The sequence below is a fragment of the Idiomarina aminovorans genome (assembly GCF_023155095.1).
Classification (GTDB): Bacteria; Pseudomonadota; Gammaproteobacteria; order Enterobacterales; family Alteromonadaceae; genus Idiomarina; species Idiomarina aminovorans.
This window is the reverse complement of sequence record NZ_JAKNDA010000004.1, coordinates 1-23,792: the sequence shown is the minus strand read 5'-3', so window position 1 is coordinate 23,792 and position 23,792 is coordinate 1. Positions and strand designations below refer to the sequence as shown.

Below are 23,792 nucleotides of genomic sequence, written 5' to 3'. Positions count from 1 at the left end.
TTATTGAGCGCCTTCTTTAAGTTCAAGCTTGAGTAATACGTCGCTGGGGTCTTCGCCGGGAAGGCGTTTGAAACCGCCGCGTTCGAACACGTTGAGCATGGGCTTATTGGCGGCTAACACATAAGCCTGCATACTATTTAATCCTCTTTCTTCGGCAATGCGGATCATTTCATCTAACAGCACTCCCGCCATACCGCGGCCTTGATATTTCTCACGGGTAACAAAAGCGACTTCGCAGCTGTTTTCAGATTCAATAAAGTAATAACGCCCGACAGCCTGAATCTGAACCGCCGAGCCCTTTTGATGGACAATGCACAAGGCTAAATCTTTAGACTGATCAATACTGACCAGGTTACAGGACTTTTCCCGGGTCATGGTTGTGGGCACGGCGTTATAACGTAACTGCAGGGTCTCTTTGGTATGAGAATAGAAAAATTCCTGCAGTCGTCTTTCGTCTGACGGGTAAAGCGGCCTTAAATCAAAAGATTCATTATTGATGGTCAGCTTTTTAAAGCCTATTTCGCCAAGCTCTGGCACATCAACCGGTGTTTGCTGCTGATAGTGCGGAACCCAATAATGTTTACGAACTTCCTGTAATAAATGACTACGAAACTTAGGGTGTGCAACCCGAATTAATTCCAGAGCTCTTTCTCGGATACTTTTGCCACGCAGCGAAGCCACTCCAAATTCAGTGACAACGTAATGTACGTGTCCGCGAGAGATTACCACGCCGGCTCCTTCGCGAATAAAAGGAACAATACGTGAAACTTTGCCGTCCTCGGTGGTTGATGGCAAGGCAATAACCGGTTTTCCGCCTTTACTTAAAGAAGCTCCACGGCTGAAATCCACTTGCCCGCCAATGCCACTGTAAAATTGATGACCAATGGAATCTGAAACAACCTGTCCGGTTAAGTCGACTTCAATAGCACTGTTAATGGCTACCAGCTTGTCGTTGCGAGCAACATTGGCGGGAGAGTTGACATATTCACTCGGATAAAAACCAACATGAGGGTTGTGGTCGACAAAGTCATAGAGAGCTTTTGACCCCATACAGAAGCTGGTGACAATTTTATTGGGATGGAAGGTTTTTTTTCGGTTATTAATAACGCCTTTTAGCATTAAGTGCATCACGTCATCTGTAATAAGTTCGCTGTGAATGCCGAGATCTTTATGGTTACTCAAATAACGCAGTGCTGCTGCACAAATCGTACCAATACCAATTTGAAGCGTGGAGCCATTTTCAACTAATAACGCAATATATTGGCCAATACGCTCAATAATTTTACTGTTTTCCAGACTTGGCGGCGGTAATTCCGGCAGTGGAGCAGCATGTTCCCAAAAGTGATTAATTTGATTGGTATGCAAAAAGGATTGCCCGTAAGTAACCGGCATATTGGGGTTTACCTGCGCAATAACGGTATTAGCCGACTTAGCCGCTGCCGCCACCACATCCACTGAAACCCCCATAGAGTGGTAGCCATATTTATCGGCGGGGCCGACCATGATTAAAGCCGCGTCCAGCGGCAAAATGCCATTGTTAAAAAGGTTAGGAATATCGGATATAAAGCTGGGGGTGTAATCGGCCCGCCCTTCATTAACCGCTGTTCTTACCGTATCGCCACCAATAAAAAAGGTATTTACTTTAAATAGCTGCTGATATTGCGGACCCGCCCATTTGTTATCGGACAGCGTCATTAGCTGCACAATTTCAATATCGTGCAGGTCGTGAGAGTTTGCTATCAGGTCATCGATTAGAGCCGTTGGCACGGCTGCGTGGGAGCCAATAAAAATTCTTTGTCCCGACTTTAGTATTTTTGACCAGTCTAACTTTGCCGTTGTCATACGTTTGTTTTACCTCAGAGCTTGGTTTTGTGCAATCATTGTAATTGAGATAGACTCGGTCGTTAATTCATCACTGAATGGGCTAATAAGTCGAGGTAATCGTGTCTAAGTTATCGCAGTTTGGTCCGGGAGCCTTAGTTGCCGCAGCTTTTATTGGTCCTGGCACGGTAGTTACAGCGTCGCTGGCGGGTGCTGATTTTGGCTATGCGCTGCTGTGGGCGTTATTATTTTCTATTATTGCCTGTGTCATTCTCCAGGAAATGTCCGCCCGTATTGGCTTAGTAACACAGGCCGGGCTTGGCGAGAATATTCGTAATAATTTAACCTCAGGGTGGCTTAGGTGGCTGGCGCTCATACTTATTTTTAGCGCTATTGCTATTGGTAATAGCGTCTACCAGGGAGGAAACCTGTCTGGTGCAAGTTTAGGCGCAAGCGAACTCGTTGGCTCAATACCAATACTTGATGACGTGTTGAGTAATGCCTGGGCTCTTGTCATTGGTATTATTGCGTTACTGATTCTCTGGTCAGGTAATGCGCGGGTTATAGAAAAGGCTCTCATTGGAATGGTTTTGCTAATGAGTGTGGCTTTTATCGGGACGTTCCTGTTAACAGACCCTGACTGGAGTGCCCTATTTAAAGGTACTTTCGGGTTTTCAATGCCTACCGGGGCGACATTAACGGTAGTTGCTCTAATTGGTACTACGGTCGTTCCTTACAATATTTTCCTGCATGCTTCCAGTGTTTCTAAAAAGTGGCAGTCGCCGGAAGAACTTCCCGCAGCTCGTCGCGACCTTTTTCTGTCGATACCTTTTGGTGGCTTAATTTCCATGGCGATTGTTGCCACTGCAGCATCGGCGTTTTTTGGTCAGCAAGTAGCGATCGAAAGCGCTGGAGATCTGGCCGAATCTCTTCGTCCTTTGTTCGGCGATGGAGCCACTTATTTAATGGCAATAGGGCTGTTTGCGGCGGGGATTTCGTCTGCAACCACAGCGCCTTTAGCGAGTGCTTATGCGTTATGCGGTATTATGGGCTGGTCGGTTAGTTTACGCAGCAAGGCTTTCAGAATGGTCTGGCTGTCGATTTTGGTGATAGGTATCACTATCTCCAGTGTTGGCATAAAGCCGGTAACCGTTATTTGGTTTGCTCAGGTTGCTAATGGTATTTTGCTGCCTGTGATTGTCGGTTTTCTCTGGTGGCTTTGTCAGAGTTCTATGTTGGGCAAGTATCGTAACTCGCTGTTGCAAAATGTGCTTGCTGCAATCATTTTCTTAATTTCTGTGGTGCTCAGTGGCAGAAGCCTGGGGTCTGCATTTGGCTTCTGGTAGGTGACAGGCTACGTCCCTTTAGCCACAACTGGCTTTTCACGCTCCGGCGGTTTCTCCATTCATGAAAGTGATGCATTAACTTATTATGGTTGTTTAATTACCGCAATGTTGTGTGGAAAATTTGCGGATGATTCGTTTAGCATGACGTCTGATGTTGAAGATGGTCTTCTTGTTGAGGACTGATCTGCTTTAAACGTGTGGGTTTTTGGCGGTGGCACATGTAGCAATGGCTGCCGTCAAACGCTTTGGCTTCTTTTTTTGCTTCACTGGCCAGCAATGCGACATCGTGATGAGATAAACATTCCGACGGATCCGGTTGAACGACACCTATAGCAAGGCTCAGTAACGGGTAGAAAGCAGGCGAGCCGTTTCTGGAAAGTGCTTTTATGCCCCCCGCATCGATGTGTTCCTGATGATAAAACCGCTTAATCTCGCGTTCGAATTTTTTTATGATTTTATTGCACTGCTGTTCGGTTAGCTCTTTGCTGGTGTCTTTGAAAATGGCAACAAAGTCATCGCCGCCAATGTGGCCAATGAAATGACCGTGTTTGAATAAATGTTTTTGCAGTATTTGTGCTAACCATTTAATAATCTGGTCACCCTGCTCGTAGCCATAAATATCATTGTATGGCTTGAAATGGTTTAGATCAAAGTAAGCCACATGGAAGCGGCGCGAGTGAGAAAGCTGATCTTCTATAATTTGGTTAATAGCGACGTTACCGGGCAGTTGAGTTAAAGGGTTAGCATGGCGTGCATTGTTAACTTTTAATTCGGTTATCCGGCGTAATAGATTTTTAATGGAGGCCACACCGTAGTAAGCATCTCTTTTAACAACAATAATGTGCTGATAAATATCGACTTCGTCATTATCGGTAATAAGCTTACTCACTTCTTCCAGCGACATTTGCCAGTCAACGGAAAGAGGGTGTTCGTCCATTATGTAAGAAACCGGTTTATTGGCATAAAGTGCATGACCGTAGGAGCCGGAGAAGAGCTCCATAATCCTCTCTCGTCGGATAATTCCTGCTACTTTCTTCTCATGAGTAACGGGTAAGGAAGATAGCGTTTTGTCTTGCGTAAATGTATCAAGTACCACAGATGAGCGAGTATGAGCTGATACGCAATGAATGGTATCGACCACACTGGCGATAGTACTTTGGTAGTTTAATGCAACGTGATGATCTGGCAGTAGTCTTGAAGAGGGCACCTCAAATACCGGATAAATTTCGGGTCTGCCAAGCAGAAATCCCTGACAATAATTAACTCCCATAGTCTGCAGTTGCTCAAGTTCATCAGAGGTTTCGATACCTTCCACAATCACTTTTGTACGTAGACTGGTGGCTAACGATAAAATACTTTGTACGAACTCTCTTTTTACTGAGGAGGTTTCAATAGAATGAATAAAGTATCGATCAATTTTCACATAGTCAGGGTGCAATTCTGACCAGAGTTTAAGTCCTGAATAGCCCGCTCCTAAGTCATCAATCGCTATCATAAACCCCAATTGCCGATAGTGAATAATGGCGTGTTTTAAGTTTTCGGTATCTTCAATTGGATAACGCTCAGAAATCTCGATAACGACTTGTTCCGGCGGTATGCCAAATTTCTGAGACAACCGCAACGTGGAACCATGGGGATGATTGTCGTCTTGCAGGACATTGGGGTTTACATTGAGAAAAAGCTTTCCCTGCATCGCGTTTTTTTGAAACGCTTCCATTGCCGCGGAACGGCAGGCAAGTTCCAGTTCGGATAATAAATCGACTTCGCTGGCAAGAGGAAACAGACGATCCGGAAATTCCAGGGGATGCCCTTTGGGTCCGCGAATAAGCGCTTCGTGACCAATAACAATTCCGCGGGAAGTATCCATAACGGGCTGGAATAAAGGATAAAGCTGCTTTTCGTGAATAAGGCGTAACAGCTCTTTAGTTAAATCAGACCCTGACATGGAACCTCCTGTCACAACAGAAATAAAAGCTTAATAAGTTTTTATGACAGCTTAATGACAGGAGTTGAGTATTATTCTTCGCGCTTTATCGCACGGTGTGCAATATCGGTACGGTAGTAGGCGTTATTCCAGTCGATTTTATCGACCAGCTGATAGGCGAGTTGCTGCGCCTTGGTAACGGTTTTACCCAACGCAGTACAACATAAAACCCGGCCGCCGCTGGTAACCACGTTGGCATTATCCATTTTAGTACCGGCGTGAAAGACTTTCTGGTTCTCAGAGGCTTGTTCAGGCAGGCCGTGAATGACATCACTTTTTTCATAGCTTTCAGGGTATCCACCCGCTGCCATTACAACACCAACGGCCGCGCGCTCGTCAAAATCGATAGGAGCCTGGTCGAGCTTGCCTGCAATTGCCTGTTGGCAAAGCTCTACCAAGTCAGACTTTAACCGCATCATAATGGGCTGGGTTTCCGGGTCGCCAAAGCGGCAGTTATACTCCAGAACTTTTGCGGTTCCGTCTTCTGCAATCATTAACCCAGCGTACAGGAAACCTTTGTAAGGTGCGCCTTCGGCTGCCATACCGTCGACAGTGGGGTTGATAACGTGACGCATGACCCAGTCATGAATGGCCGGTGATACCACAGGTGCGGGTGAATACGCGCCCATACCGCCGGTGTTAGGGCCTTTGTCGCCATTATCACGGGCTTTATGATCCTGACTGGAGGCGAAAGGAATCGCATGTTTGCCATCAACCATAACGATAAAGGAAGCTTCTTCACCGCGTAAAAACTCTTCAATAACAACTCGGTGTCCGGCATCGCCAAAACGGTTGCCGGCCAGCATGTCATTAATGGCCGCATCAGCCTGCTGTTGGCTTTCGGCAATGATAACGCCTTTACCAGCAGCCAGACCGTCCGCTTTAATGACAATAGGAACACCTTTTTCAGCGACATAGGCTTTAGCCGCTTCCACATCAGTGAAGTTTTGGTAGTCGGCGGTGGGTATGTTGTGACGTTGCAGAAAGTCTTTGCTGAAAGCTTTAGAGCCTTCTAACTGAGCTGCTTTAGCGGTTGGGCCAAACGCAGCAAGACCGGCTTCGTTAAAGCGATCAACAATACCCGCAACCAATGGGGCTTCCGGGCCGACAATTGTCAGTTCAACATTTTCGCTTTTAGCAAAGTTGAGCAGACCTTCGATGTCTTCGGCACCAATGGCAACATTTGTCAGGTTTGGCTCACGCTCGGTACCGGCATTACCGGGAGCAACATACACACAATCTACTTGCTTTGATTGTGCTGCTTTCCACGCCAGAGCGTGTTCACGGCCTCCGCCGCCAACGACCAATACTTTCATAAGTTTAGTTCTGTCCTTTAATTTGTAACGGTTTTGCGAAACTTCAGGGTGAAGCGATCGCTTTCACCAATGGCTTCATATTTTTCTTTATCTTCATCACCCAGAGTCAATGTCGGCGGTAACGTCCAGACGCCTTTCGGGTGATCGGCAGTATCCTCGGGGTTTGCATTCACTTCATTACTTGCGACAAACTCAAAGCCAGCCTGCTCAGCTAAATCTATAACCCAGCTTTCTTTAACATAGCCAGAATCTTTGAAGGCTTCAGCATCTTCTGATTCAGGCAGGCGATGGTCGACAATACCCAGCATGCCATTTGGCTTCAGTGTTTGGTAAAACTGGCGAAATGCCTGAATAACGCCTTCTTCACCTTCTTGCATATACCAGTTATGAAGGTTGCGGAATGTGAGTATGCGGTCGGCACTTCGGGCGGGGGCTATTTCAGCATCTTTACCTGGAGCAAACTCGGTTAAACTGACATTGCCATAAATCGGGTTGGTGGTGAGCTTGTCTTTGAAATTATCCAGTGAACGCTGGTAATAATCGCTGCCGGAATCTTCCGGGAAGTGGGCTGCGTAAAGTTGACCTTCATCAGCCAGATAGGGCGCTAATATCTCAGTATACCAACCGCCGCCTGGCCAAATTTCCACCACTGTCATGCCGGGTTCCAGCTCGAAAAACTCTAACGTTTCTTTAGGGTTACGGAATTCATCACGGGCGACATATTTGTCAGTACGAGACTCGTGGTCAACCGCAGCTTGTAATGATTCGGCTTCAGGGGCCGGAGAGCAGGCGCTAAGGGCACTTGCTAATGCAACGGCGGAAACAGAGGTTATTATTTTTTTCATGCTATCACCTGTAGAGTTGAGAACTAGCCTACAAGACTAGCTCCCAAACGTTACGGACGCAATGCTGTGCTACCGAGTTAATCCGCTTAGTGACGGAAATGCCTCATGCCGGTAAATACCATAGCGATGTCATGTTCGTTAGCGGCTGCGATGATCGCTTCGTCACGAATAGAACCGCCGGGCTGAATAATAGCAGTAATGCCAGCTTCGGCGGCTGCGTCAATACCATCCCGGAACGGGAAGAATGCATCGGATGCCATCACCGAACCCGGCACACTGAGGTTTTCGTCAGCGGCTTTAATACCGGCAATTTTCGCGCTGTAAACCCGGCTCATCTGGCCTGCACCGACACCCACGGTCATACCGTCCTTGGCATAGACAATGGCATTAGATTTAACGAATTTAGCGACTTTCCAGCAGAACAATAAGTCGGTCATTTGTGCGTCTGTTGGCTGCTTTTTAGTGACCACTTTCAGGTCATCAGCGTTGAAGTTTTGGTTGTCCGTGTCTTGTACTAACAAACCACCATTAACCCGTTTATAGTCAAGTCGAGCGACCGATTCGGACCATTCTCTACACTCCAGTAAACGCACGTTCTTTTTACCGGCTACCGCAGCTTTGGCACTTTCGCTAACGACCGGAGCAATAATGACTTCAACAAACTGGCGTTCAACAATAGCGGCTGCTGTTGCCTCGTCAAGTTCGCGGTTAAAGGCAATAATGCCACCAAAAGCCGAGGTTGGGTCGGTTTTAAAGGCGCGGTCGTAAGCGTCATGAATGTTGTCGCCAATGGCAACGCCACAGGGGTTAGCATGCTTAACGATAACGCAGGCGGGTTCCTTAAAGCTCTTAACGCACTCCAGTGCCGCATCGGTATCGGCGATATTATTAAAGGATAAAGCTTTGCCCTGAATTTGGACGGCACTGGAGACTGTACCAGCGGTAGTGTTACGCTCCGTATAAAAAGCCGCTGACTGGTGTGCGTTTTCACCGTAGCGTAAGTCCTGCTTTTTCGATACCTGCAGGTTTAATGTACGCGCAAAATCGTTGTCGCTCAGTTGCTTGCCTAAGTAGTTGGCAATCATGCCGTCGTACTGGGCGGTATGTTCAAATGCTGCGACTGCCAGATCAAATCGTGTGCTGTGGCTAACGCTGTTGTGCTCATTGATTTCAGTAAGCACGCGCTGGTAGTCGCTGGCATTAACAACAATGGTCACGTCTTTGTGATTCTTTGCTGCTGCACGGACCATAGTTGGCCCACCAATATCAATATTTTCAATGGCATCTTCCAGCGAGCAATCTTCTTTGGCGACGGTTTCAGCAAAGGGGTAAAGATTAACCACCACCATATCGATAGGGGCTATGTTCTGCTCCTGCATGACGGGTTGGTCGACATCGCGACGACCTAAAATACCACCATGAACCTTCGGGTGCAGAGTTTTGACCCGCCCGCCCATAATCTCTTTCTGGCCGGTATGCTCAGAAACATCAATAACAGTGACACCGGCATCACGAAGCAGCTTGGCGGTACCACCTGTCGATAAAATTTCAATGTTTTTGCGGGACAGAGCCTGGGCGAATTCGACAATACCGGTTTTGTCAGAAACACTGATTAAAGCGCGTTGGATTGGACGGGTTTCCATTGTTTTGCCTTTCTATACTGAGTTAACTTACGGAGAGGTTAATAAAAAAAGGGCGCCAAAAGGCGCCCGAAAATTGCTTAGTTCATGCCGTATTTTTTCAGCTTTTTGCGTAAGGTGCCGCGGTTAATACCTAACATGGTTGCGGCGCGGGTTTGATTGCCTCGGGTGTAAGTCATGACTTCTTCAAGTAGAGGCGCCTCTACTTCAGATAATACTAACTCGTACAGCTCTTCAGGATCCTGACCATCCAGCTGGCGCAGAAAGCTGTTCAGCGCTTGCTTTACGGAATCACGCAGTGGCTTTGGCTGTGCGTTATTACCGATAGTGGTCAGGGGAGATACGTTCTCACGACTAGGGTTTTGATCAAACATAATGCGCTTATCTCTTCTCTACAGTGACAAAATAATCTTCAAGTGCCTTAAGTTGCTTGCTGGCATCCTCAAGACGATTAAATATTTGCCTGAATTCATCATTGTTGGCTTTTTCTTTCAAATACCAACCAACGTGTTTTCTGGCGATTCTGACACCCTGGTAACTGCCGTAAAATTCGTGCAGATTGCCAACGTGATGAATGACGGTTTCGGCCACTTCATTTAATGACGGTGCCCGGAGCTCCTCGCCTGTTTCAAGAAAATGAGCCATTTCCCTAAACAGCCAGGGGTTACCCTGTGCGCCGCGGCCGATCATAATGGCGTCCGCTCCGGTGTACTCAAGAACCTGTTGTGCCTGCAATGGTGTACGAATATCACCGTTAGCAACAACCGGGATCGAAACGGCGTTCTTAATTGCCTTTATCGTGTCGTATTCTGCGTTACCCTTATACATGCAGGCACGAGTACGACCGTGAATAGCAAGCGACTGAATACCACAGTGTTCTGCCAGCTGTGCTATATCAGTACCGTTTTTATGTTCAGGATCCCAGCCGGTTCGGGTTTTTAGCGTTACCGGAACATCCACAGCTGCAACCACAGCTGTTAATATTTCCTCTATTAGCCCGGGGTGCTGCATTAGCGCCGAGCCAGCCATCTTCTTATTCACCTTTTTCGCCGGGCAGCCCATATTAATATCAATAATCTGCGCGCCCATACTGACATTAATGCGCGCGGCTTCAGCCATTAGCTCAGGTTCTGAGCCAGCTATTTGCACAGCACGAATGCCCAGCTCTCCCGAATGATCCATGCGTTGCCTGGATTTATCGGTCTGCCATACCTTAGGGTTACTGGACAGCATCTCTGATACTGTCAAACCAGCTCCCGTGCTGTAACACAGCTGACGGAACGGCTGATCAGTAACTCCAGCCATGGGAGCTAATATGATCTGATTATCGAGTTGATATGGACCAATCCGCATCGGTTAAAAACTACGCAGCGAAAGGGAGAAGAATTTTAGGGAATTTGCGCAATAAAGAAAAGGCTATTTATTACGCAATTGGAGTCTTTTTTTCATTTTTTACTATTGACAAAGCGTACGCTTGTTAACCAACACGAGTGCCGCTGAGCATTGCCCAGTCGCCGTCTATAGTCGGACTGTCGAATTGAATATAAGGTTGATACGCCTCAATAACTCCTTCAACTTGTCGTTCCAGTATGCCGGACAGCACTAATTGCCCTCCGGGTGCAACAAAGTCCAGTATTGTATCGGCAAGTTCACGTAACGGACCGGCAAGCACATTAGCTAAGACTAAATCTACCTGGGTTTGAGGTTGTTCACTGGGTAAGTAAAGGCTGAAGTTATCGCCAACCTTATTACGCTCAGCATTGTCTTTTGTCGCAATCAACGCCTGTTGGTCAATATCAATGCCAATGACATGTTCAGCGTCAAAGAGTAATGCGGCAATGCCGAGAATGCCTGAGCCACAACCAAAGTCGACAACGGTTTTGCCGGTTGGTGGGTGGGCGTCTATCCAGCGCAGGCACATGGCTGTTGTGGGGTGGGTACCCGTACCAAAAGCCATGCCGGGGTCGAGTAAAATATTAACCGCATTAGGCTCTGGTATCTCTCGCCAGCTGGGGCAAATCCATAATTTGTCGCCAAACCGAATGGGGTGGAAGTTATCCATCCACTCGCGTTCCCAGTCTTTATCTTCCAGCGCATCGACTTTATGTTGCAAGTTCTGGCTGAAGACATTGGACTTTTTTAGGTTGGCAATAACCGACTTGATATCAGTTTCGGCATCAAACAAGCCGGTCGCTAAGGTATGTTCCCATAAAATGATATCGCCGGGGCGGGGCTCAAAAATGGGCGTGTCGGCGCCGTCGCGGTAGGTTACCGCTTGCGCGCCATTCGCCATGAGCATGTCACCCACTTGGGCTGCATGCTCTTCACGACAGGATAGAGTCAGTTGAATCCAGGGCATTATTTAATGTCCGCCTATACCGAGTTTCTTCTCAAGATAGTGGATATTGGTACCACCGTGCTGGAAGTTTTCATCGGCCATAATGGTCTTTTGCAGAGGGATATTGGTTTTAATGTCTTCAATAATCAATTCACTCAGGGCATTACGCATACGGGCAATAGCTATATCGCGGTTTTCTCCGTAAGTAATGAGCTTGCCTATCATGGAGTCATAGTTTGGCGGCACTTTGTAATCGGCATAAACATGTGAATCCCAGCGAACACCAAAACCACCCGGAGAATGGAAACGGGTGATAGTACCCGGTGAAGGGGTAAAGTTTTCTGGGTCTTCGGCATTAATGCGGCATTCGATGGCGTGACCACGAATAACGACATCTTCCTGACTCATAGAAAGTTGGCGACCGGCAGCAATACGTAACTGTTCTTTAATTAAGTCGATACCAGTGACCATTTCAGTAACCGGGTGCTCAACCTGAATACGAGTATTCATTTCAATGAAATAGAACTCGCCGTTTTCGTATAAAAATTCAAATGTACCGGCACCGCGGTAACCAAGCTCGACGCAGGCCTTGGCACAGCGCTCACCAATAAATTTGCGCATTTCAGGAGTAATTCCCGGAGCCGGCGCTTCTTCTACGACTTTCTGGTGACGACGTTGCATAGAACAGTCACGTTCACCTAAATGAATGGCGTTACCTTGCCCGTCAGCCAGAACCTGAATTTCTACATGGCGCGGGTTTTCAAGGAACTTTTCCATATAAACCACCGGGTTACCGAAGACGGCGCGGGCTTCATTCTGAGTCATAGTAATGGCACTCAGTAACTCACCTTCCTCACGCACAACTCGCATACCACGGCCACCGCCGCCGCCTGCTGCCTTAATGATAATTGGATAGCCAATGCGCTTGGCAAGCTTTTTGTTGCGTTCATCGTCGTTATCCAGAGGGCCGTCAGACCCGGGCACACAAGGAACGCCGGTTTTTTTCATCGCCTTAATGGCTGACACTTTGTCGCCCATTAAGCGGATAAGATCAGGGGTTGGTCCTACAAAAATAAATCCGGACTGCTCAACTTGCTCAGCGAAGTCAGCATTTTCCGCCAGGAAGCCATAACCCGGATGAATCGCTGCGGCATCGGTGATTTCGGCCGCGCTAATAATGCGGGGAATATTCAGGTAGCTTTCATTTGCCGGTGCCTTACCAATACAAATGGCTTCGTCAGCAAGCAAAACGTGCTTAAGGTTTCTATCAACCGTTGAATGAACTGCCACTGTTTTAATGCCGAGCTCTTTACAGGCTCGCAGTATGCGCAGTGCAATTTCGCCACGGTTGGCAATGACCACTTTATCTAACATGACAAATTCCTGCGGTTACTTTATTCGATGATGAACAGTGGCTGGTCAAATTCAACCGGCTCTTCGTTGTCGACTAAAATTTGTTTAACGACACCGGACTTATCAGCTTCAATCTGGTTCATCATTTTCATGGCTTCAATAATGCACAGTGTTTCGCCTGCATTAACGCGAGAGCCAACAGTAACGAAAGGCTTTGCATCAGGTGATGGCGACTCATAAAAGGTGCCCACCATAGGCGAGCGGACAATATGACCGCTGACCTCTTCGCTGGCAGGTTCAGCAGACGCTTCGGGCTGGCTCGTTGGTGCGGCCTGAGGTGCTTGCTGAGGAGCCTGTTGAGGCTGTGGTGCGTATTGCATTGGTGCAGGTTGCGCACTGTAACGATTTATCCGGACTGACTCCTCGCCTTCGGTAATTTCCAGTTCAGCTACGCCAGACTCTTCGACGAGTTCGATCAGTTTCTTAATTTTTCGGATATCCATGCTAACGTCTACCTTTAGTTATCTGTATTGTTCAATGTTGTTAAAGCTGCTTGCAATGCGTATTCATAACCACGGGCTCCAAGCCCGCAGATAACACCGTCTGCAACGTCCGCAAGATACGAATGGTGGCGGAAGTTCTCACGGCGATAAATATTGGAGAGATGTACTTCAATAAAAGGGATTTTCACGGCTAACAGCGCATCTCTTAGTGCCACACTGGTATGTGCGTATGCCGCCGGGTTAATCACAATGTAATCTACGGAATCTTTGGCAGCCTGCTGGATCCAGTCAATTAACTGGTGCTCGGCATTGGACTGACGAAAATCAAGTGAAACGGAGTGTTGTTGGGCGAGAGAACTTAATGAACGGGCAATATCGTCCAGACTCTGGCTGCCATAAACGTCGGGTTCACGCTGACCCAGTAAATTTAGGTTCGGGCCATTAAGCACTAATATTTTAAAACGTTCTGTCATTGTGCCGCCATTTGCTGCGAAGTTGCGCTAACTATTAAAAGTGACCACAACATTCGGTTTCGGTTCCTATAACAACAGTATTATAGGGAAAAAAAGCAAGATTGCAGCACTTTACTGGTCTTATCAGCGCATTTAGGCACAAGTTTACTCGGAAACTATCTTTTCCAGATGATTTTTGAAGTCTTCAGCATTCATAAAACCGGTTACTCGGTATTCTGTGCGTTCCTTACCATCAGGGCCAAAGAATAAAATAGTCGGTAACCCTAACACTTTGTAGCGACTGAGAATCTCAACATCTTGGGTATTGTTGCGGGTAACATCAGCCTGAATTAAGTGCAGCTGCTGAAACTGCATCTGCACTTCGACATCTGAAAAAGTATATTGCTCAAATTCTTTACAAGCAACGCACCAGTCGGCGTAGAGGTCCAGCATCACCCAGCCATTGGCTTCTGCTACTTGTTGTTCAATGTCGTTAATGCTGCTGACTGCTGTAAAAAGGCCGTGACTTTTCTGTTCCAGTTGCGCCTTATTGACTTGCAAATAGCTTCCGGCAGTGGCCATAGCCGCTAATAAAATGATGGCAACGACTTTTGGGGTTGTCCGCACTGAGTGACTTATAGACGTTGCCAGAGATATTGCTGCAAGAATGAAATAGAAAATCCATAGCCACATGCTGATATTGGTCGGGAGTAACCGTTCGACTAAGAATAAGGTGACGGCTAAGAGTAACCAGCCGAAAAACTGTTTTACCACATTCATCCAGGCACCGGCTTTGGGCAGAAGTTTGCCGCCACTTAAGCCGAACAGTATTAATGGAACTCCCATTCCCAAACTTAATGCGTAAAGGATTGCGGCACCGTTAATGATATCACCGGATTGTGCAATAAATAATAACGCGCCGGACAACGGTGCTGTTGTGCAGGGGGATGCAACAAGACCTGAAATGGCTCCGATAATAAAAACGCCAGTGATATTGCCGCCGCTTTGCTGGCCGCTAAAGCTTTGCAGTTTTGATTGCCAGCTTATCGGAAGTTGTAAGGTATAAGCACCGAACATACTTAAAGCAAAAAGCCCAAAGACAACGGCTAGAACAACTAACACGGCCGGATGTTGAAAATACGCCTGATACTGCATACCCGCGGAAGCGACCAGCAGACCTAATAACGAATAGGTGATGGCCATGCCCTGTACATAAATGAAGGACAGCCAAAGCGCGTTTTGCCAGGTGCGTTCGCGGTTGCCCAGTACAACGCCGGATAAAATGGGGTACATCGGAAATACGCAGGGGGTGAAAGCTAAACCGATACCCAGAGCAAAAAATAACAACAAAGTGATAATTAAGTGCTGGTCCTCTATCCCGAAAAGGCTGTTACCGGTATTCTCAGCGGGTGCTGAAGAATCGACACTGACATTATTTGTGGGGAGTTTTATTGGCTTTTCTGTCGGGGGGTAACAAAGTCCTGCATCGGCACACCCCTGGTAAAGAATGGTAATGCTGTCGCCGGAAAACGACGGGTCCAGAGTAAATGACCATTCGACATAGTCACGGTAAACCATCGATTCCCCAAAAAATTCGTCGGTATGAGATTCGCCTTCAGGCAGCTCGGGAGTTTCTAAAGCAGCATTAGCCGGAACCACTTTAAACCGGTGTTGGTACAAATAGTAGTCGGGAGTGATAACCCAGCTTACAGTGACCTTGTCGCCGTCAACGTCACTGTTAAAATCAAAGGCCTGATTAACCGAAAGAAATTCGTTTTGTTGCTGAAATGGATTGGACTGCACGCTATAGGCTGGTGCTGAAAGTACAGCTATTAAGGTAACGACTGCCAGGTACGAGATAAGCCTTTCTATCATTTAACTGAGTCCTGTATCCACTTCAGGTAATCGGGTAGTCCATCTTCAATATTGATGCTGATAAGTTCCGGGGAGTCGTAAGAGTGATTCGCGCTGATAGAACGTTTTATGTCGTCGAAGCGACCCTCGGTTGATTTTATCAACAGCAGCCATTCTTCATCTTCGTGTAATTCGTCCTGCCACGAATAGACAGAGGTCATATTAGGCACTATATTGACGCAGGCGACGAGCTTTTTTTCGACTAAATTGCGAGCCAGGTGCCTGGCTGCATCAAAACTGTCTGTGGTGCATAAAATCAAGTTGGGTTGTTGAGTCATAGAATCCCCCTATAGAACCTGTCAATTTTGCAAATTACCATAAAATTTTTTGCGCTGCCCCCTTGATAACAAAAATTCCTCCCCCATTTAATAAGCACGAACATTTTACTCGCCCCCTAGGGGTACTAACCACTAACAACAATAGGTTGAGGAGTTATCAACAATGAAACTTCGTCCTTTACACGATCGAGTTATTATTAAACGCACTGAAGTCGAAGCAAAATCGGCTGGCGGAATTGTTTTGACAGGTTCCGCGGCAGAAAAATCGACACGCGGTGAAATTGTAGCAGTAGGCAAAGGCCGAATCCTGGATAACGGTGAAGTGCGCGCACTTGATGTCAAAGCTGGTGACAAAGTGCTGTTCAGTGAAGGTTACGGTGTGAAAACCGAGGAAATTGACGGTGAAGAGTACTTAATTATGAGCGAAAGCGACATTCTGGCCGTTGAAGAATAAACCGTCAGAATCGCCTACTAGCAAAACCGAATAAACGAATTTAAGAGGAACACAAAAATGGCAGCTAAAGAAGTCAAGTTTGGTAACACAGCACGTCAAGAAATGCTGAAAGGCGTTAACGTTCTTGCCGATGCAGTCAAAGTTACTTTGGGCCCAAAAGGCCGTAACGTTGTATTAGAAAAATCATTTGGCGCACCGGTTATCACTAAAGATGGTGTTTCTGTCGCCAAAGAAATTGAACTGGAAGACAAGTTCGAAAACATGGGCGCACAGATGGTTAAAGAAGTTGCGTCTAAGGCGAATGACGAAGCGGGTGACGGTACAACTACGGCAACCGTTTTGGCGCAATCTATCGTTAATGAAGGTCTGAAATCGGTTGCAGCGGGTATGAACCCAATGGATCTTAAACGCGGTATTGATAAAGCCGTTATCGCAGCGGTTGAAGAGATGAAGAAAATTTCTCAGCCTTGCGCCGACAGTAAAGCAATTGCTCAGGTAGCGACAATTTCTGCCAACGCAGACCATACTATTGGCGAAATCATCGCCCAGGCAATGGATAAAGTCGGTCAGGAAGGTGTCATTACCGTTGAAGAAGGTCAGGCATTAACTGATGAGCTCGATGTGGTTGAAGGTATGCAGTTTGACCGAGGTTATCTGTCTCCTTATTTCATCAACAATCAGGAAAGCGGTTCAGTTGAGTTAGACAGCCCGTTCATTCTTCTTGTTGATAAGAAAATCTCTAATATCCGCGAATTGCTGCCGGTATTAGAAGGTGTTTCTAAAGCAGGAAAACCACTGCTTATTATTGCTGAAGATGTTGAAGGCGAAGCGCTGGCAACTCTGGTTGTCAATAACATGCGTGGCATTGTAAAAGTTGCTGCGGTTAAAGCGCCAGGTTTCGGTGACCGTCGTAAAGCTATGTTGCAGGACATTGCAGTTCTGACCGGCGGTACTGTGGTTTCTGAAGAAATTGGCATGGAGCTGGAAAAAACTCAGCTGGAAGATTTAGGTACAGCGAAGCGCGTTGTAATTACTAAAGACAACACCACGGTTGTAGACGGTAATGGCGACGACCAGACGATTGATGGTCGCGTTAACCAAATTAAGCAGCAAATGGAAGATACAACCTCTGACTACGATCGTGAAAAACTGCAGGAACGTCTGGCTAAATTAGCCGGTGGTGTTGCAGTCATTAAAGTTGGCGCTGCCACTGAAATGGAAATGAAAGAGAAGAAAGCTCGCGTTGAAGATGCCTTGCATGCAACTCGTGCAGCCGTTGAAGAAGGCGTAGTGCCTGGCGGTGGTGTTGCTCTGGTTCGTGCGGCTAGTCAATTAGCGGAACTGCGTGGTGATAACGAAGATCAGAACGTAGGTATTCGTTTAGCGTTACGTGCGATGGAAGCGCCTCTGCGTCAAATCGCGATGAACGCTGGCGCTGAAGGCTCTGTTGTTGCCAACAGTGTACGTGGTGGCGAAGGTAACTATGGTTACAACGCCGGTAACGATACCTACGGTGATATGCTGGAAATGGGTATTTTGGATCCAACTAAAGTCACTCGTTCAGCACTTCAGTTCGCCGCTTCTATTGGTGCATTGATGATCACCACCGAAGCTATGATTGCTGACATTCCACAAGATGACAATGCTGGCGGAATGCCAGGCGGCGACATGGGTGGAATGGGCGGTATGGGCGGCATGATGTGATGCGCCCTCGCACCGTTTAATGAGGGGAGCCACTGCGGCTCCCTTTTTTTATGGAATTATTTTACAAAACGATGCTCTAACAGTATGAACGGTGTCCTTGGCGATTGTATGGGAGGAAAATTGGCATGCGTATTCAACAAGGTATATTGGCAAGCGTTTTACTGGCATTTAGTTTTACGGCATTAGCCGGAACGGCAGAAGTATCCTGGAAAGGTGTTGATAAATATACAGATATTCGTCCTTCAAGTGGTCTGAGAGACCGCTATCAGCAGAAGGTGATGGATCAGTTAACTGAACACTTTCAAAGCTTAATGGCAAAGCTTCCTGTAGATCAAAAGTTAGCAGTGACCGTAACCGATGTTGATTTAACCGGTCGCCTGGAGCCAACATTTGGACGTTCAAGTTCAAACTATGTCCGTATTGTTCGTGAAATAGATTTTCCGCGAATGGAATTTGATTACCGTCTGGTGAATAAATCAGGAGAGGTGTTAGAAGAAGGCCAGGCTAATTTGAAAAACATGAGGTTTAACTATGACAGCCTGGCGTCACGTGTACGTCGCAATAACTTGTATTTTGAGCAAGAAATGCTGACTCGGTGGTTCGAAGATACCTTGTTTAACCAGCCTGTCGAATAGCCTTAAGCCGGGCGAGCGTTTCAGTCATTAATTGTAATTGCTGCACCAGTAATTGTAACTGTTGCTCGTTGTCTTTGTCCTGCTGCCACTTTTCAAAGTTGGCTGCAATTTCATTAAGATACGGCTGAAAGCGGTTACCGGTGCTTTCAAATACGGTCTGTTCTGCGAAAACACCCTGGAATTTAGCCTTGCCTTGTTGGCGTAAGTCATCAAGATACTGGTCTGCATCAATGACTTGACGATAAAGCTGCTGAAGGTGTTCTTGCAGCTTATTTTCTACGCTTTCCAGGTTATCGCTCATAATTTTTCCTTTGTTAATGTATTAGTGCCATCCGGCATGATCGCGGTTTTACTCAGTTCTCCGGCTTGCTCTCTGACCAGTTTGGGAACTAAAAAACCGGGTAATTCATGAGTCATTTGTTGCCATAAGCTCTGTGCCTTCTCGTCGCTGACGGCGAAATGACTTGAGCCTTCTACTTTGTCCAGCTGGTGTAAATAATAAGGCATAACTTTCGCCGAAAATAGCGTTTCGCTAAGTTCTGAAAGAGTCTTTAAATTATCGTTCACACCTTTTAATAAAACGCTTTGGTTTAGCAAATGAATACCCGAACAATGCCAGTCAGCTAAAGTTGCGGTCAGTTCCGGTGAAACTTCATTAGCGTGGTTTGCATGCAAAACCAAAACGCTTTGTAAACGACTGTTGTTAAGCACTTGTTTGAGCTCATTTGTCAGGCGAGAGGGTATCACGACTGGTAACCGGCTATGAATACGTAAACGAGTGAGTTGCGGCAATAATTCAAACTCTTTAATCAAATCTTCAAGGCGTTTATCGTTTTCCATTAAAGGGTCACCGCCACTCAGAATCACTTCATTAATTTCCGGGTTCTGCTTAATGTAGTTAAGGGTATGAGTCAGTTGTCGCTTGCTGAAGGTTAATTCGTCGTAAGGGAAATGGCGGCGAAAGCAGTAGCGACAGTTGACTGCGCAACCGCCTTTTAGAATCAATAAAACGCGACTTTTATATTTATGCAGTAGTCCGCTAACCGGTGCTTGCTGCTCTTGTAAGGGGTCGGTGCTATAACCGGGAGCCGAGTCAAATTCGTTGCGTAAAGGAAGTACTTGTCGTAACAAGGGGTCGTTACTGTCTCCGGGCTGCATCTGTTTGACAAAAGGTCTGGGAACCCTCATTGAAAAAAGCTTTCGCGCCGCAATATCAGCAGTAAATAATGAAGGGTCAAGATCGAGAGCGCGGAGCATATCCTCTGGCCGGGTATAGGCGTGTTTTAGTTCGAACTGCCAGTGCGGACGATCATTTATAGAAATAGAATACGCTGATTCAGACACCACGCCTCCGTGACCGCTGTAAATACTCTATATTTTACCTGAAAAAAGTCGCTATTTGTTTTATTATTGCGCGCAAATGATCAGGCATTTACAAAGGACAGTCTCTTTATGGCGAATTACAGTACGAGTGAATTTAAAGGTGGTTTAAAAATCATGCAAGACGGCGAGCCATGCTCGATCGTTGAAAATGAAATGGTTAAACCGGGAAAAGGCCAGGCTTTTAACCGCGTTAAAATACGAAAGTTGATTAGTGGCAAGGTGGTCGAAAAGACGTTTAAATCTGGAGAATCTGTTGAAGGTGCTGACGTTATTGAGCTTGAACTGTCTTACTTATATAACGACGGTGAGTTTTGGCATTTCATGAATGACGAAACCTTTGAACAGGTACCGGCAGACGCAAAAGCTGTTGGCGAAGCTGAAAAGTGGCTGGTTGAACAGGACCTTTGCACACTGACCTTATGGGAAGGGAAGCCGATCAACGTTCAGCCGCCAAATTTTGTTGAGCTGGAAATTACCGAGACTGATCCAGGCCTTAAAGGTGACACAGCTGGTACTGGCGGTAAGCCGGCGACACTAATTACAGGTGCCGTTGTTCGTGTGCCCCTGTTCGTGCAAATTGGCGAGGTTATCAAAGTGGATACTCGCTCAGGCGAATATGTTTCACGCGTACAAAAGTAACCTAATATGACAACGAACTGGCGGCCGACAGCAGATTGGTCAGTGCTTGTAAAACGCGCTGAATTGATGCGACAGGTACGCCAGTTTTTTTATAAAAGAAATGTAACGGAAGTCGATACGCATCTGTTATCTCAATTTGGTGTAACGGATTGTCATTTGGACAACCTGACCACTGAATTTAAATACCCATTACCTTTCGGAAATAAAAAACTCTATCTTCAGACCTCGCCTGAATATGCGATGAAACGCATTCTGGCCGCTTATAAACAAGATATTTATCAGTTAAGTCATGTGGTTCGTGATGATGAAGTTGGCCGCTTTCATAACCCTGAATTCACTTTGCTTGAATGGTACCGGGTGAGTTATGACGATACTCAGCTTATTACTGAGGTGGCTGAACTATTGACTGAACTCTGCGATGCACCCGAAACTCGCGTCATCACTTACCAGCAAGCTTTTATTAACTACCTCAATATTGACCCTTTGGCCGAGGGTGCTGTGGCGGAAATAAAGCAAAACCTTATAAAGCGCCCCGCTTTGAGCGAATGGATGTCAGAGGAAACAGACAAGGACACGATTTTACAAGTGGCCTTTTCCGAGCTCATTGAAAGTCAGTTCCCGAATGATGTACCGATGTGTATTACTGAGTTCCCGCAATCACAGGCAGCTTTAGCCAAAATTGATAAGCATGATGCACGTGTTGCCCGTCGATTCGAGTTTTATTATCGCGGTGTGGAGCTGGCTAATGGTTACAACGAGCTGACGGATCCCGCTGAGCAGCGCGTTCGCTTCAAAAAAGATAACCGATGGCGGGAGAAACATGGGCGGGAGGCTCAACCAGAAGATACTCATTTACTTGCAGCTATGGAATTTGGTTTGCCTGCCTGTTCTGGTGTTGCTCTGGGTTTTGACCGGCTGCTGATGATTGTCTGTAGGGCAAAAACAATAGCGCAAGTATTGCCTTTTTCTATTGATAGCGCTTAAGTTTTCGTTTGTTAAAAACAATTTTTCGTGATTTCCCTTGGTTATCTCTTCCGTATGTTATAATATAACACGGAAGCATTTGAGAAGAAGGTATCGCCAAGTATGTCAGCAGAAAAATCCGAAAATTTGGATAAAACAGGAATCTGGATCACTACCTTGTGTGCGATTCACTGCTTACTGCTGCCTTTAATTCTGCCGCTACTGGCAATGGCTGGCCTGGCTTTTATCGGTGAAGATGTTTTAGAGAATACGATTTTAGGACTGAGTGTTATTGTTGGACTTTGGTCTTTGATTGGCGGTGCACGTAAGCATGGCAAATGGCACCTTTTGTCATTATTGTTGTTAGGTGCCGTTATTTATTCTCAACGCGATATTCTCGGTCACTGGGGCGAACCCGTTATTATTCTTTTCGGTGCCGGGTTGATTATCTACGCTCATGTGTCGAATCTGCGTTTAAATCGTAAGCTCAATTTTTCACCGGTTGCTGAAAAGCCGGTGCAAGGCTAGCTCCTTTTCTCCAGAACAACACCGGTTTCAATGTGGTCTGTATAGGGAAATTGATCAAACATTGCAGCGCTAGTCACTTTGTGGGTATCCGCTAACGCCTCGATGTTGTCCAACAGGGTCGTCGGATTACAAGAAATATAAATCATCCTTTGATACTGAGACACCAGCTTTAATGTGTCTACATCTAATCCCGCCCTGGGGGGATCAACCAGTACGGTTTTACAGTCAAAACTATGAATGTCGGCGTCAGCTGCTCGCTTAGATTCCAACTCACCACTTAAAGCCGCAGTAAATTCTTCTGCCGACATACGCACAACAGTCACATTGTTAATATCATTCAGTTCCGCGTTCTCGCGCGCCGCAGCCACAGAGCTTTTGCTAATCTCAGTGGCTAATACACGATTGAAGTTTTCCGCCAGAGGTAAGGTAAAGTTGCCGTTGCCGCAGTAAAGTTCTAATAGATCATGCGAATTATTGCCCGCGAGGCGCTTAGCCCAACCGATCATTTTTTGATTTATGACAGCATTTGGCTGTGTGAAGCTGTTTTCAGTTTGTAATGATAAATAGATTTTATCATCAACCTTAACCTCTTCAGTGACACTCTCTTTATGTAAAACTCGTTTTTGCTTACGGGCCCTGCCTATTACCTCAACTTTAGCTATAGAGGTCAGGGTTTCGCGAAGCTTAGTGGCCTCTGCTTCCCATTCTTCGTCTAAAGGCCGATGGTAAAGTAAAGAAATAATAGCTTCGTTGGTGGTGGTTGTCAGAAAATCTACCTGGAACAGTTTGCGGCGTAGAATATCATTAGGCTTTAATAAACCCATGAGCTCTTTCATTAACCGGTTAATTAACAAACTCCCGGGGATGAACTCATCTATGCGGATCTTTTCCCGTGTTTCAGGGTTAAACATAATGTAATAGAGATCATCGCCTTCGTGCCAAACCCGAAATTCTGCACGCATTCGATAGTGGCTGGCAGGCGATTCAAACACTTCGACATCATCAATATGAAAAGGACGAAACATCTCTTTTACTTTGTCAGCTTTCTGGGCGAGTTGTTTGGGATATTCAGATGTGTCGATTCGTTTGTAAGTCATTATAAGGTTATGCCATATTTGCCGGTAATTAGTCAGTATTCTATTTTACGCATCAACGGGTTTATGTGCCAATACCCTTTATTTATGTTGAGTTTGATCACATTTGCTGAAACTTTCCGCAGTCAGTGAGAAAACAGTTAAAAAGGCATGAAAAGCGCTTGACGGGGCGAGTTAAATCCCTAAAATACGCCCCACGTTCGAGGCAGGCAACGAAGCCGCCAAAAACAGACGTTTTCTAAAAATCTTTTTTCAAAAAAAGTATTGACGGAAAACACACGGTGTGTAGAATACGCACCTCTCGCAGCCAAGGTTGCTGAGAAACGTTCTTTAACAATACTATCAAGCCAAGCAAACTGTGTGGGCACTTGCGAAAGTAAGCAAACAAGAAATATTGTATTGCAACTTTTGAATGAGTGTTCAGCAAGCTTCAGAAATGGAGTGAGCAAAAACGCGTAATTCATTGAGTTGATTAAACTACTTTTAATTGAAGAGTTTGATCATGGCTCAGATTGAACGCTGGCGGCAGGCCTAACACATGCAAGTCGAGCGGTAACAGAGAGAAGCTTGCTTCTCTGCTGACGAGCGGCGGACGGGTGAGT

At 46.3% G+C, this 23,792-nt stretch carries 24 protein-coding genes and 1 rRNA gene; 9 read left to right on the top strand and 16 right to left on the bottom strand.

The annotated features are described in order from the left end of the window. Positions 1 to 1,842, bottom strand: a complete 1,842-nt coding sequence (locus tag L8G48_RS08680) for a GNAT family N-acetyltransferase (protein WP_248264217.1) — start codon at positions 1,840 to 1,842, stop codon at positions 1 to 3. Positions 1,843 to 1,943: 101 nt separating this feature from the next. On the opposite strand from L8G48_RS08680, the gene L8G48_RS08675 reads away from it, so the two are divergent. Both L8G48_RS08675 and maoP read left to right on the top strand, forming a co-directional pair. Next, positions 1,944 to 3,167 carry an Nramp family divalent metal transporter gene (locus tag L8G48_RS08675; protein WP_248264216.1) on the top strand — a complete coding sequence of 408 codons (1,224 nt, stop codon included), beginning with the start codon at positions 1,944 to 1,946 and terminating at the stop codon, positions 3,165 to 3,167. Continuing rightward, positions 3,168 to 3,350 (top strand): DUF413 domain-containing protein, encoded by a 183-nt coding sequence (maoP, locus tag L8G48_RS08670; RefSeq protein ID WP_443986717.1) that lies wholly within the window; start codon positions 3,168 to 3,170, stop codon positions 3,348 to 3,350. Here the strand turns inward: maoP and L8G48_RS08665 are convergent. The 12 genes from L8G48_RS08665 to cutA form a co-directional block, all read right to left on the bottom strand. Beyond that, entirely contained in the window at positions 3,304 to 5,112 is a 1,809-nt protein-coding gene (locus L8G48_RS08665) for a bifunctional diguanylate cyclase/phosphodiesterase (RefSeq protein WP_248264215.1), read from the bottom strand. The genes maoP and L8G48_RS08665 overlap by 47 nt on opposite strands. A gap of 71 nt (positions 5,113 to 5,183) precedes the next feature. Beyond that, on the bottom strand, positions 5,184 to 6,467 hold the full coding sequence (purD, locus tag L8G48_RS08660; RefSeq protein ID WP_248264214.1) for a phosphoribosylamine--glycine ligase: 1,284 nt from the start codon (positions 6,465 to 6,467) through the stop codon (positions 5,184 to 5,186). A 17-nt stretch (positions 6,468 to 6,484) separates the two neighbouring features. Beyond that, complete coding sequence (locus L8G48_RS08655; protein WP_248264213.1) at positions 6,485 to 7,312, bottom strand: class I SAM-dependent methyltransferase; 828 nt, start codon at positions 7,310 to 7,312, stop codon at positions 6,485 to 6,487. Between the two features lie 86 nt (positions 7,313 to 7,398). Beyond that, positions 7,399 to 8,955 carry a bifunctional phosphoribosylaminoimidazolecarboxamide formyltransferase/IMP cyclohydrolase gene (gene purH / locus L8G48_RS08650; protein WP_248264212.1) on the bottom strand — a complete coding sequence of 519 codons (1,557 nt, stop codon included), beginning with the start codon at positions 8,953 to 8,955 and terminating at the stop codon, positions 7,399 to 7,401. A 77-nt stretch (positions 8,956 to 9,032) separates the two neighbouring features. Next, positions 9,033 to 9,326: a DNA-binding transcriptional regulator Fis gene (gene fis / locus L8G48_RS08645; RefSeq protein WP_011235515.1), complete on the bottom strand. Its 294-nt coding sequence runs from the start codon at positions 9,324 to 9,326 to the stop codon at positions 9,033 to 9,035. Positions 9,327 to 9,333: 7 nt separating this feature from the next. Next, positions 9,334 to 10,305, bottom strand: a complete 972-nt coding sequence (gene dusB / locus L8G48_RS08640) for a tRNA dihydrouridine synthase DusB (RefSeq protein WP_248264211.1) — start codon at positions 10,303 to 10,305, stop codon at positions 9,334 to 9,336. Positions 10,306 to 10,429: 124 nt separating this feature from the next. Then, positions 10,430 to 11,311 carry a 50S ribosomal protein L11 methyltransferase gene (prmA, locus tag L8G48_RS08635; RefSeq protein WP_248264210.1) on the bottom strand — a complete coding sequence of 294 codons (882 nt, stop codon included), beginning with the start codon at positions 11,309 to 11,311 and terminating at the stop codon, positions 10,430 to 10,432. Between the two features lie 3 nt (positions 11,312 to 11,314). Further along, positions 11,315 to 12,664 (bottom strand): acetyl-CoA carboxylase biotin carboxylase subunit, encoded by a 1,350-nt coding sequence (gene accC / locus L8G48_RS08630; RefSeq protein WP_248264209.1) that lies wholly within the window; start codon positions 12,662 to 12,664, stop codon positions 11,315 to 11,317. 20 nt (positions 12,665 to 12,684) lie between these two features. Further along, complete coding sequence (gene accB / locus L8G48_RS08625) at positions 12,685 to 13,146, bottom strand: acetyl-CoA carboxylase biotin carboxyl carrier protein (protein WP_248264208.1); 462 nt, start codon at positions 13,144 to 13,146, stop codon at positions 12,685 to 12,687. Between the two features lie 14 nt (positions 13,147 to 13,160). After that, the gene (aroQ, locus tag L8G48_RS08620) at positions 13,161 to 13,619 is read right to left on the bottom strand and encodes a type II 3-dehydroquinate dehydratase (RefSeq protein ID WP_248264207.1); all 459 of its coding nucleotides are present in this window, start codon (positions 13,617 to 13,619) and stop codon (positions 13,161 to 13,163) included. A gap of 144 nt (positions 13,620 to 13,763) precedes the next feature. Beyond that, complete coding sequence (locus L8G48_RS08615; protein ID WP_248264206.1) at positions 13,764 to 15,473, bottom strand: protein-disulfide reductase DsbD; 1,710 nt, start codon at positions 15,471 to 15,473, stop codon at positions 13,764 to 13,766. Continuing rightward, positions 15,470 to 15,790: a divalent-cation tolerance protein CutA gene (gene cutA, locus L8G48_RS08610; protein ID WP_248264205.1), complete on the bottom strand. Its 321-nt coding sequence runs from the start codon at positions 15,788 to 15,790 to the stop codon at positions 15,470 to 15,472. Before cutA ends, L8G48_RS08615 begins: the two co-directional genes overlap by 4 nt. 163 nt (positions 15,791 to 15,953) lie before the next feature. Here cutA and L8G48_RS08605 point away from each other — a divergent pair, with 163 nt between their 5' ends. The 3 genes from L8G48_RS08605 to L8G48_RS08595 all read left to right on the top strand — a co-directional run bounded on the left by L8G48_RS08605 (position 15,954) and on the right by L8G48_RS08595 (position 18,583). Then, positions 15,954 to 16,244, top strand: coding sequence for a co-chaperone GroES (locus tag L8G48_RS08605; protein WP_248264204.1), 291 nt, complete (start codon positions 15,954 to 15,956; stop codon positions 16,242 to 16,244). 57 nt (positions 16,245 to 16,301) lie between these two features. Further along, positions 16,302 to 17,948, top strand: a complete 1,647-nt coding sequence (gene groL / locus L8G48_RS08600) for a chaperonin GroEL (RefSeq protein ID WP_248264203.1) — start codon at positions 16,302 to 16,304, stop codon at positions 17,946 to 17,948. Between the two features lie 125 nt (positions 17,949 to 18,073). Next, the gene (locus L8G48_RS08595; protein WP_248264202.1) at positions 18,074 to 18,583 is read left to right on the top strand and encodes a DUF3016 domain-containing protein; all 510 of its coding nucleotides are present in this window, start codon (positions 18,074 to 18,076) and stop codon (positions 18,581 to 18,583) included. Here the strand turns inward: L8G48_RS08595 and priC are convergent. Both priC and epmB read right to left on the bottom strand, forming a co-directional pair. Next, a complete protein-coding gene (gene priC, locus L8G48_RS08590) occupies positions 18,564 to 18,884 on the bottom strand; it encodes a primosomal replication protein PriC (protein ID WP_248264201.1) in 321 nt (106 codons plus the stop codon). The two genes, L8G48_RS08595 and priC, sit on opposite strands and share 20 nt — an antisense overlap. Continuing rightward, entirely contained in the window at positions 18,881 to 19,927 is a 1,047-nt protein-coding gene (epmB, locus tag L8G48_RS08585) for an EF-P beta-lysylation protein EpmB (RefSeq protein WP_248264200.1), read from the bottom strand. Before epmB ends, priC begins: the two co-directional genes overlap by 4 nt. A gap of 108 nt (positions 19,928 to 20,035) precedes the next feature. Between epmB and efp the strand changes: the two genes are divergently transcribed. The 3 genes from efp to L8G48_RS08570 all read left to right on the top strand — a co-directional run bounded on the left by efp (position 20,036) and on the right by L8G48_RS08570 (position 22,096). Next, positions 20,036 to 20,605 carry an elongation factor P gene (gene efp, locus L8G48_RS08580; protein WP_248264199.1) on the top strand — a complete coding sequence of 190 codons (570 nt, stop codon included), beginning with the start codon at positions 20,036 to 20,038 and terminating at the stop codon, positions 20,603 to 20,605. 6 nt (positions 20,606 to 20,611) lie between these two features. Further along, positions 20,612 to 21,589 (top strand): elongation factor P--(R)-beta-lysine ligase, encoded by a 978-nt coding sequence (gene epmA, locus L8G48_RS08575; protein WP_248264198.1) that lies wholly within the window; start codon positions 20,612 to 20,614, stop codon positions 21,587 to 21,589. 102 nt (positions 21,590 to 21,691) lie between these two features. After that, positions 21,692 to 22,096: a MerC domain-containing protein gene (locus L8G48_RS08570; protein WP_248264197.1), complete on the top strand. Its 405-nt coding sequence runs from the start codon at positions 21,692 to 21,694 to the stop codon at positions 22,094 to 22,096. Here the strand turns inward: L8G48_RS08570 and trmA are convergent. Further along, the gene (trmA, locus tag L8G48_RS08565) at positions 22,093 to 23,193 is read right to left on the bottom strand and encodes a tRNA (uridine(54)-C5)-methyltransferase TrmA (protein WP_248264196.1); all 1,101 of its coding nucleotides are present in this window, start codon (positions 23,191 to 23,193) and stop codon (positions 22,093 to 22,095) included. The two genes, L8G48_RS08570 and trmA, sit on opposite strands and share 4 nt — an antisense overlap. A 481-nt stretch (positions 23,194 to 23,674) precedes the next feature. On the opposite strand from trmA, the gene L8G48_RS08560 reads away from it, so the two are divergent. After that, positions 23,675 to 23,792: ribosomal RNA gene (locus L8G48_RS08560) — 16S ribosomal RNA — on the top strand; the annotation flags it as partial.